The sequence below is a fragment of the Flavobacterium nitrogenifigens genome (genome assembly GCF_003254565.1).
GTDB lineage: Bacteria > Bacteroidota > Bacteroidia > Flavobacteriales > Flavobacteriaceae > Flavobacterium > Flavobacterium nitrogenifigens.
Genome location: NZ_QJRI01000107.1, coordinates 1 through 565 on the forward strand (window position 1 = coordinate 1; position 565 = coordinate 565).

The following is a 565-nucleotide window of genomic DNA, read 5'->3' on the forward strand; positions in this document are numbered from 1 at the left end:
TTTATCTAAACCATAATTTTTCAAGAATCCGATTGCTGTAGCGGAGTCAAAATCGTATTGGTGTTTTGATGGCTCCATTGGTTTTGGCTCGATGAAGAAAGTCCCTTTAAAACCTTGAGATCTTGCATAATCTCTAGACATTGCCAAGAATTGCGCCATATGGTCTAATTCTCTTCCCATATCTGTATTTAATAGAGACATATAACCTTCTCTACCTCCCCAGAATACATAATTTTCTCCACCTAAAGCGATTGTTGCATCAAGTGCTAATTTTACTTGTCCACCCGCTCTTGCCACAACATTAAAATCAGGATTTGTAGCCGCTCCGTTCATGAATCTTGGATTTGAGAAACAGTTTGAAGTTCCCCAAAGCAATTTAATTCCAGACTCTGCTTTTTTCTGTTTTAAGTAATCTGTAATAAAAGCCAAACGTTTTTCTGATTCTGCAAAAGTTGCTCCTTCAGCAATCAAATCGTAATCATGGAAACAGAAATAATCAAATCCCATTTTGCTGATGAATTCAAAAGCTGCATCAGCCTTATCTTTCGCTGCCTGATAAGGATCT

The 565-nt window shown here is 37.3% G+C and carries 1 pseudogene; it reads right to left on the minus strand.

Annotated features, from left to right (window positions below):
* Nucleotides 1-565, minus strand: a pseudogene (locus DM397_RS00470) (xylose isomerase); the annotation flags it as partial.